Annotated in this window: 4 protein-coding genes; all 4 read left to right on the forward strand. The window is 72.3% G+C overall.

From position 1 onward, the window contains the following. The first annotated feature begins 111 nt into the window (after positions 1-111). Genes C7C56_RS08440 through C7C56_RS08455 form a run of 4 tightly spaced genes read left to right on the forward strand, consistent with a single transcriptional unit; the run spans position 112 to position 8,305 of the window. The gene (locus C7C56_RS08440) at positions 112-1,644 is read left to right on the forward strand and encodes a TIGR02677 family protein (protein WP_106756990.1); all 1,533 of its coding nucleotides are present in this window, start codon (positions 112-114) and stop codon (positions 1,642-1,644) included. Next, positions 1,641-2,930 carry a TIGR02678 family protein gene (locus C7C56_RS08445; RefSeq protein WP_229458422.1) on the forward strand — a complete coding sequence of 430 codons (1,290 nt, stop codon included), beginning with the start codon at positions 1,641-1,643 and terminating at the stop codon, positions 2,928-2,930. Before C7C56_RS08440 ends, C7C56_RS08445 begins: the two co-directional genes overlap by 4 nt. After that, on the forward strand, positions 2,930-7,111 hold the full coding sequence (locus C7C56_RS08450) for a TIGR02680 family protein (RefSeq protein ID WP_106756991.1): 4,182 nt from the start codon (positions 2,930-2,932) through the stop codon (positions 7,109-7,111). The genes C7C56_RS08445 and C7C56_RS08450 overlap by 1 nt, the downstream gene beginning before the upstream one ends. Positions 7,112-7,114: 3 nt before the next feature. Then, the gene (locus tag C7C56_RS08455) at positions 7,115-8,305 is read left to right on the forward strand and encodes a TIGR02679 family protein (RefSeq protein WP_106756992.1); all 1,191 of its coding nucleotides are present in this window, start codon (positions 7,115-7,117) and stop codon (positions 8,303-8,305) included. Positions 8,306-8,486 lie beyond the last annotated feature (181 nt).

Genomic DNA, 8,486 nt, shown 5'->3' on the forward strand with positions numbered 1-8,486 from the left:
GCGCGGACACCGATGGCATGGCCACCCCGCCACCCCGCCACCCCGCCCCAGTTGGCGGGACCGGCACTGTTAAAATAGGCCCATGCCGTCGCCCCCCCACACTTTATCCGGATGAGCAACATTCCGCACAGCGCCGGTGACCTGTTCCGCCATGTCAGCGCGGAGAAGGCCCAGTTCTACCGCCTGATCATGGACACCTTCGCCTCCGCCAAGCGCCAGTTCCGCCTGCAGCTGCGCCCCGACGAGGTGCGTCTGGAGGCGGCCTGGCCGGACGCGGCGCCGCCGGTCGAGGAGATCCAGCTGGCGCTGTCGCAACTGGCCGAATGGGGCAACCTGGAATCGCAACCGGACACCGCGCGCGTCTCGAGCATCGAAGATTTTTACAAAGCCCGCTTCCTGTACCGCCTGTCGCTGGGCGGCGAGGCGGTCGAATCGGCGCTGACCACCTTCGCCCAGGCGCTGGCGCGGCGCAGCGAATTGCAGACCGTCGCGCTCGAAGACATCCTGACCCAGCTCAACGCCCTGCGCACCCTGGCCGCCGCGCCCGCGCTCGATCCTGCCAAGGTGCACGGCGTGCTGCGCGACCTGGTGCGCGTGTTCGAAGGCCTGGCCGACAACGCCCAGGCCTTCATGGCCGGCGTGGCGCGCACCATCGAACTGCAGCAGGCCGACCCGCACGCGGTCATGACCTTCAAGCAAAGGCTGATCGACTACCTGCAGCGTTTTGTGAGCGACCTGGTGGGACGCTCCGGCGCGATCGTGCAGCGGCTGAACGAACTTGCCCCGCACATCGAGCCGCTGCTGGCGCTGGCGGCCCAGCGCGAAACGCGCGACGCCGCGCCCGGCGACGACGCGGCCCAGGAGCAGGCGTTCGCGCTGCGCCAAGACAGCTGGCGCGAGCGCTGGCGCGGCCTGTCGCGCTGGTTCATCAGCGACGGCCATATCCAGGCCCAGTCGGAAATGCTGCGCGCCAAGGCGCGTTCGGCGATTCCCCAGTTGCTCGCCGCCGTGGCCGCCCTCAACGAGCGCCGCAGCGGGCGCAGCGACCGCTCGGCCGATTTCCGCATCCTGGCGCGCTGGTTCGCCGACACCGACAGCGACGACGACGCCCACCGCCTGTGGCGCGCGGGCTTCGCCCTGAACCCGGCCCGCCACCTGAGCCTGATCAGCGGGCCGGCCGGCCGGCCCGACCCTGTGCCGGCATCGACCCCGTGGGCGCAGGCGCCCGCCGTGCAGATCCATCCGCGCCTGCGCGAGCGTGGCGAGATGACCGCGCGCGGCCCGCTGCCCCATGTGCGCGAGCGCGAGGCCGAACGCGCCATGCTGGCGCTGCAAATCGCCGAGGAGCGCAGCCAGCTCGAAGCGGCGCGCGCCGCGCTGGCGACCGGCGTGCCGACCCGGCTCTCCGATCTGGGCCGGCTCGAGCCGCAGGCGTTCCGCCTGTTCCTGGCCTTGCTGGGCGAGGCGCTGGCGGCCCAGAGCTCGCCCGAGCAGGCCGTGGCGCGCCAGAGCGCCGACGGCTTGCTGCAGATCCGCCTCGAGCCGCTCGCGGCGGACTCGCGCGCCAGCATCGCCACCGAGCTCGGCATCTTTTCGGGGCGCGACCACCTGCTCACCATCACCTCGACCATGGAGCCGTCGTGACCGGGGCGGGGCCCCGGGCGGGCAAGGACCGGCGCGCCGACGCCCACGCCATCAAGGATGTGCTCAGCCGGCACCGCGACGAGGAGCGCCGCGACGCCCTGCGCGCACTGCTGATGCGCCCCTTGATGACGGCGGCGCACGCCGATTTCGCGGCCGTGCGGCGCCACGCCGACGCGCTGCGCGACTGGTTCGCCCAGGCCACCGGCTGGATCCTGCATATCGAGCGCGATTGCGCCCGGCTCTACAAGCGGCCGGCCGACCTGGGCGATCCAAGCCGCGGCGCGCCCGCCTTCGACCGCCGCCGCTACGTGCTGTTTTGCCTGGCCTGCGCGGCCCTCGAGCGCGCCGATCCGCAAATCACCCTGCACACCCTGGGCGAAAAGCTGCTGACCCTGGCGTCCGAGCCGGAACTGGCCGCGCGCGGCTTCGCCTTCACCCTGGAGGCGCAGCACGAGCGGCGCGAACTGGTGGCGGTGTGCCGCTTCCTGCTCGAACTGGGGGTGCTGCACCGGGTCGCCGGCGACGAGGACGCCTTCGTCGCGCGCGACGGCGACGCCCTGTACGACGTGCAGCGGCGCGTGCTGGCCGGCTTGCTGGCGGCCACGCGCGGCCCCTCGACCTGGCCGCCCGACAGCGCCCCGGCGACCCTGGACGCGCGGCTCGAGGCGCTGGTCGAGGAATACACGGCCGACAACGAGGAGGGCCGCCGCACGGCGATGCGCCACCATCTGGCGCGCCGCCTGCTCGACGACCCGGTGGTGTACTTCGACGAATTCGACGCCGATCCGGCCCTGCGCGCCTACTTCCAGTCCCAGCGCGGCCCGCTGGCCACGCGCCTGTGCGAGGCCGTGGGGCTGGTGCCCGAGCAGCGCGCCGAAGGCGTGGCGCTGGTCGACGAGGGCGGCGACCTGACCGACGCGGCGATGCCGGCCGAGGGCACCGCCGCCCATATCACCTTGCTGGTGGCCGAATTCCTGGCCGGGGCGGCGCGCGCGCGCCCCGGCGCCCCGGTGCCCGAGGCCGAGGTGGCCGCCTTCATCGGCGCGGCCGCCCCGCTGTACGGGCGCTATTGGAAAAAAGCGGCGCGCGAACCGGGCGCCGAGGCCGAGCTGGCGCGCGACTCGCTGGCCCGGCTGGCCATGCTGCGCCTGATCCGGCGCGACCCGGACGGCGCGAGCGGCTTGCCGGCGCTGGCGCGCTTTTCGCTCGGCGACACCGAACTGATCCCCCGCAAAACAACCGGTGCGAACCCGGCCGCAACAGACAACCAGGCGAACCTCTTCTAATGGACGACACCCTCTTCCTCGCCGATCCGGCCCAAGCCGCGCCCGCCGCCCTGCCGGCGCTGCCGGAGCCGACCCGTCCGCGCTGGCAGCCGCTGCGGCTGGGCCTGGTCGAGCTGTTCCACTACGACAGCGAGGAATTCTGGTTCCGCGACGGCCACCTGCTCCTGCGCGGCAACAACGGCACCGGCAAGTCCAAGGTGCTGTCGCTGACCCTGCCGTTCCTGTTCGACGCCCAGCTCAAATCCTCGCGCATCGAGCCCGACGGCGACGCCGGCAAGAAAATGGCGTGGAACCTGCTGCTCGGCAAGCACGAACGGCGCATCGGCTACGCCTGGATGGAGCTGGGGCGGCTGGGCGAGGACGGGCGACCCGAATACCTCACGCTCGGTTGCGGCATGGGCGCGGTGGCCGCCCGCGCCAGCGTCGACAGCTGGTTCTTCATGAGCGAGGGCCAGCGCATGGGGCAGGACCTGTGGCTGATCAACCCGCAGCGCGCGGTGCTGACCAAGGACCGGCTGGGCGCCGCGCTGGCCGGCAGGGGCCAGGTGTTCGACACGGCGGGTGGCTACCGGCGCGCGGTCGACGAGCGCCTGTTCCAGCTCGGCGAGGTGCGCTACGGCGCGTTGATGGACACCCTGATCCAGCTGCGCCAGCCGCAGCTGTCGAAAAAACCGAACGAGGACAACCTGTCCGGTGCGCTGACCGAGGCGCTGCCGCCGCTGCCGGACGACCTGCTCGGCGACGTGGCCGACGCCATGGGCCAGCTCGAGGAATACAGCGCCCAGCTCAGCGAGTTGAGCGCGCTGTCCAAGGCCATCGGCCAGTTCAACCGGCGCTACAAGGTGTACGCGCGGGTCGACGCGCGGCGCCACGCGCGCACCCTGCGCACCGCGCAGACCGGCTTCGACAACGCCAGCCGCGACCTGAACGAGGCGCGCGCCGCGCTCGAGACGGCGCAGGAGGCCGAACGCGCCTTGCAGGCCCGGATCGCAGCCGGCGACGCGGCCCTGCTGCGCGAGCGCGCGGCGCTGGCCGAATTGCAGGCCGATCCGACGATGCGCGACGCGCGCCGGCTCGAGGAGGTCGCCCAGCACACCGAGCAGCGGCGCCGCGACGTGCAACTGGCGCAGGCCGCGCTCGACGAGGCCGCGCTGCGCCACCGGCGCGAGGACGAGGCGCTGGGCCTGTGTCGCAGCCGGGCCGATTCGGCGCGCGCCGCGCTGGCGCACGCGCTCGAACCGGCCGCCGGCGCCGCCGGCGACGCCGGCCTGGCCGAGCGCGACGACTATCTCGACGCCACGCGCCTGTTCGCCGCGCCCGAGCTGCTGGCGCGGGCCGAGGCAGGACCGTTCGCGCTGGCGCGGCAAAACCTGCTGGCGCTGGCCGCGCACAGGCGCGACGACCTGGCAGCCCTGCAGCGGCGCGTGCGCGCGCTCGACACGGCCGAACGCGACCGGGCCCAGGAGCTGGCCGGGCGCAACAGCCTGTCCGACGAACTTGCCGACGTGGGCGCGCAAGCGGCGGCGGCCGAAATCGATATCGAGCAGTGCGGCGCGGCGCTGGTCGCGGCGTGGCAGGAGCATCTTGGCGCCGTGCGCGAACTGCGCCTGGACGACGATGGCGGCGCGCTGGCCGCGCTGGCCGAATGGGTAGCCACCCTGGAAGGCGACAATCCGGCGCGCGCCGCGCTGCACCGCGCGCAGCAGCAGGCCAGCGAGCGCCTGGCCGAACGCCTGGCCGCCGCGCGCCAGCGGTCGGCGGCCCTGGACGCGCAGGACCTTGCACTGCGCGCCGAACAGGCCGCGCTCGAGCGCGGCGAGGACAAGCGCCCGCCGGCGCCGTATCATCGCGCCGAGCAGGCCCGCGTTGAAGGTGCCAAGCCGGGCGCGCCGCTGTGGGAATTGATCGAGTTCCGCGCCGGCCACGCGGCCAGCGACGCCCAGCGCGCCGGGCTGGAAGCCGCCCTCGAGGCGGCCGGCCTGCTCGACGCATGGCTCGCCCCCGACGGGACCTTGATCGAGGCCGACGCCTTCGATACCCTGCTGGTGGCGCGTTTGCCCCTGGCGCATTCACTGGCAGACTGGCTCGAGCCGGCCCGCGGCGCCGTTGTCGACGAGGCGCACATCCTGCGCCTGTTGCGCAGCGTGGCCTGCTGCGAGCGGGAGGACGGCGACGCCGAAGCCTGGGTCGCGCCGGACGGCAGGTTCCGGGTCGGCCCGCTGCATGGCGCCTGGAGCAAGCCGGCCGCCGAATACATCGGCGCGGCCAGCAGGGCGCAAGCGCGCCGCCGCCGCCTCGACGAACTGGCGGCGCTGATCGACGCGCTGGCCGCGCAATTGGCCGCGTCGCGCGCGCAGGAGCGGCAGATCGTCGCACAGCAGCAACAGGCCGCCGACGAGTGGCGCAACGCGCCCGCCGACGAGGCCCTGCGCGCCGCCCATGTCAGCGCCAGCGGCATCGAACGGCAGCGGCGCGCGGTCGCGCTGCGGCTCGAACAGGCAGACACCCGTGTGGCTGCCGCCCAGGAGCGCTGGCAATCGGCGCGCGCCTTGCTGGCGCAAGATGGCGAGGACCTCAAACTGCCGGTCGACGCGGATGGATTGGCGCGCACCGAGGCCGCACTGCTTCGCTTCGAGTCGGCCTTGCAGGCGCTCTTGCTGGAGGCCCAGAACGTGCGCCACGCGCTGCCGGAGCTGGCGCGCCAGGACGAGCGCGCGCAGGAGGTCGCGCACGACGTCGCGCTGCGCCAGGCCCACCTGGATCAGGCCGCGCTGGAGCGCGACGAGACAGCCGCGCGCCTGCAGATCCTGCGCGCGACGGTCGGCGCCAAGGTGGAGGAATTGATGCAGCGCCTGGCGGCCACCAGGGTTGCTGTGGAGCGCGGCGAAAAATCCCTGCGCGCCGATATGGACGCCTTGAATGCGGCCAGCGGCCAGCGCGCGCGCGGCGAGCAGCGGGTCGAGGATGGCGCGGCGACGCTGGCCGAGCGCAGCGGGGCGCGCCAGCAGGCGATCGTGGGGCTGGAGCGCTTTGCCGCGACCGGCCTGCTGGCGGTCGCGCTGCCCGATCTTGACACCGGAGCGGCGCAATGGACGATCGAGGCCGCGCTGAACGTGGCGCGCCGCGCCGAGCATGGCCTGCAGGATGTCGACGCCGACGACGCCGACTGGAACCGGGTCCAGAGCCAGGTCTCGCGCGATTATTCGGAGTTGATGACGGCGCTGACCGCGCTCGGGCACCAGGCCCAGGCCGACACCAGCGACTATGGCCTGATCGTCACCATCATCTACCAAAACCGCCCGGAACGGCCCGACCTGATCGAGCTGCGCATCGCCGAGGAGATCGCCCAGCGCAAGGAGCTGCTGACGGCGCGCGAGACCGAGGTGCTGGAAAACCACCTGCAGGCCGAAGTGGCGGCGGCGATCCAGCGCCTGCTCCAGGACGCCGAGCGGCGCCTGGACGCGATCAATGCCGAATTGGCCAAGCGCCCGACCTCCACGGGGGTGCGCTTCAAGCTCGTATGGGAGGCCCTGCCGGCGGGCAGCGAAGGGGCTCCGGTCGGCCTCGATACGGCGCGCAAGCGCCTGCTCAACACCAGTTTCGACGCCTGGTCGGAACAGGACCGCAAGGTGGTCGGCGCGATGCTGCAGACCCGCATCAGCGGCGAGCGCGCGCGCGTCGACGCCGAGTCCGGAGGCGGGGGCAGCCTGCTCGAGATGCTCGGGCGCGCGCTCGACTACCGGCGCTGGCATCGCTTCCGGGTGCTGCGCTGGCAGGACGGCCAGTGGCGGCCCCTGTCCGGTCCCGCGTCCAGCGGCGAACGCGCGCTGGGCCTGACGGTGCCGCTGTTCGCGGCGGTATCGAGCTTCTACAGCCACGGCGGCTCGCCACACGCGCCGCGCCTGGTGCTGCTCGACGAAGCTTTTGCCGGCATCGACGACGCGGCCCGGGCGCACTGCATGGCGCTGGTGCGCGAATTCGATCTCGATTTCGTGATGACCAGCGAACGTGAATGGGCATGCTATGCCGAGCTGCCCGGTGTGTCGATCTGCCAGTTGCAGCGTCATGAGGGGATCGACGCGGTGTATGTGTCGCGCTGGAGCTGGGACGGCCGCGCGCGCCGCGCCGAAGCCGATGGGGCGCGTCGTTTTCCGGCGCCGCCGGCCGACCCGGGGCCGTAGGCGATGGCCGCGCACGAACGGCTCGAGCGCCTGTTGGGTGGCGCGGCGTTGCGGCCTCTGCGCCAGCGTTTGCGCGCCCGGTATGAGCGCGGCCTCGATGGCGGCGTCGTCACCCTCGGCAGGCTGACCGCCTTGGAGCGGGCCGCGCTGTCCGGCATTCTTGGGCGCCGTGGCGGGCAGGGAGCTGCGATGCGCATCGATATCGGCGACCTTGATGCGGCCCTGCGGCATGCGGCGCTGGCGGAGTCGCTGCGCGATGCCCTGCAACTGCTGGACGGCCCGATCGTCGACCGCGGCGCGCAGCAGGCCGATACGCGGGCCCAGTGGGAGGGCGTGCGTGCGGCGTGCGGTGAGCCGAGGCTGGCGTCGCTGCTGGCGGATCCGAGGGGCCTCGGTTTGCTCAAGCGTGTGGCGGGCGCCGATCCGCTGCTTGGCGGGCTTGTATGCGAGGCGGCGCAGCGTGTGCTGGCGCGCTTGCCGGCACCGGCGCAAGCGCGTTCGCACCTGGCCGCCGATGTGCTGGGCGACGCCCATGGACTCGATCCCGGCCGGCCGGTCGCCACCCTGGTGCTGGCAGTGCTGCGCCGCCGCGCCGCGGACGAGGCCGAGTTGGCGCTCGAGAGCGAGGAAACGGTGCGCGAAATATGGGCCGCCGCCGGAGTCTTGGTCAACGAGTTGGCCAGGCCGGTGTTGTTTCTCAATTTGCCAGGTGCGCCGTCGACCTCGGGCGAGCCGGCCTACCTCTCGCTGCGCGCCCTGTTGCGCGCTCCGCCATCGTGGCGGGTTGCCGGCCTGCCTGTGTACGTGTGCGAAAACCCGAACCTCCTCGCCATTGCCGCCGATGTCTTGGCGGGCCGCTGCGCGCCGCTCGTGTGCACCGACGGCATGCCTGCCGCCGCACAGCGCACCTTGCTGGGGCAACTAAGGGCGGCTGGCGCATCCTTGCGCTATCACGGCGACTTTGATTGGCCAGGCATCACGATCGGCAATCTGGTGATGCGTCAGTTCGGCGCGGCGCCCTGGCGCTTTTTCGCCGCCGATTACGAAGCGGCGGTAGTTGGGGGAGGGCGGCCGTTGGGCTCCGCCGTGGTTGCGGCCGAATGGGACGCCGGTTTGGCGGGCGCGATGCGTTATGTCGGCTGGGCAATCGATGAAGAGGCGGTCGCCGAGGCCTTGTTGCGGGACCTTTCATGAAAATCCTTGCCAAGCGGGAGAGTGCTTTGCTATAGTTCGCCTCCCCGCTGAAACGGCAGCAAACAGTAGTGGCTGCAACGGTGGCGGGGACGGTCGGAAACGACGGTGAGGTAAAAATAGAGGTTGACGATTACGCTGCGCTGCTTCATAATCTTGCCTCTCTGCTGCAACGAACACAACG

The organism is Massilia glaciei (assembly GCF_003011895.2).
GTDB lineage: Bacteria > Pseudomonadota > Gammaproteobacteria > Burkholderiales > Burkholderiaceae_D > Telluria_A > Telluria_A glaciei.